This window comes from Parafrankia sp. FMc2 (assembly GCF_041008525.1).
GTDB lineage: Bacteria > Actinomycetota > Actinomycetes > Frankiales > Frankiaceae > Parafrankia.
In genome coordinates this window covers 1-871 of sequence record NZ_JBFLUG010000450.1, presented here as the reverse complement: position 1 = coordinate 871, position 871 = coordinate 1, and the positions used below count along the sequence as shown (strand labels likewise).

The following is an 871-nucleotide window of genomic DNA, read 5'->3' as shown; positions in this document are numbered from 1 at the left end:
AGCTTGTTGTTTAACTTGTCTGTCCTTCAGGTCCTGCGGCTGTTGACCTGTCCGTGGCCTTCCCGACTGGTTGGATGATCGCCTGTCGTCGGTTGGCGCGGCCGGGTGGGCGTCCGGGGCCGGGTCGGGCGGGTTTCGGTGCGCGGGCCGGAAGCGGTGTCTTCGGGCGGAGGTTCCGGAATCCGCGGCGGACACGGGCCGGAGTCAGCCGCGTGGGCTCGGCGGGTCGTTCCCAGGGGCGGCGCAGGTCGGTGGTGAGCGCGCGGGCGAGCCGGAGCTGGGTGTAGGCGGCGAGGATGAGCCAGGTCCAGCGGTCCGCCGCGTGGGGGTCACGGATCTTCGGGGCGGTCCAGCCCAGGGTCTGCTTGAACAGCCGGAAGGTGTGTTCAAGATCGAATCTTCGAAGGAACGCCTGCCAGGCGCGGTCGACGTCGGCGGCGCTGGCGCTGGCGGTGGAGTGCCACAGCCAGAGCGGTTTCGGGTTGCGTTCACCCGGGAGACGGTCGACGACGAGACGGATCAGGGTGCCTTCGATGATCGGGAGCTGGCCGGTGTGCTGCTCCCAGCCGGCGCGGCGGGTCAGCCGGGGGTGGGCCCGGTCCCAGGCGGTGGCGACCGCGGTGCCGTACCTGCTGGTGTCGGTGGTTGTGATGACCGCCGGGGTGGGCAGGCTGGCCGGGTCGGCCAGGCGCAGCTCGGGGCCGTGCCGCGGTGGCCGGCCGGACGCCTTCGGCCGGCGAGGCGGGACGGGCAGGCGGAAGACGCGGTCGGACCGCAGCCGGCCGACGAGGTCGACGGGCAGGTCGGCCAGCAGGAAGGCCAGGCGGGTGACGTCATAGCCGGCGTCGAGGACGACCAGGATGTTCGGGTC

1 protein-coding gene is annotated in these 871 nt (G+C 72.2%); it reads right to left on the bottom strand.

What is annotated here, in order from left to right:
* Nucleotides 1-10: 10 nt before the first annotated feature.
* Nucleotides 11-871: transposase (locus AB1460_RS37880; RefSeq protein WP_420497470.1), on the bottom strand; the 861-nt coding region annotated here is incomplete at its 5' end.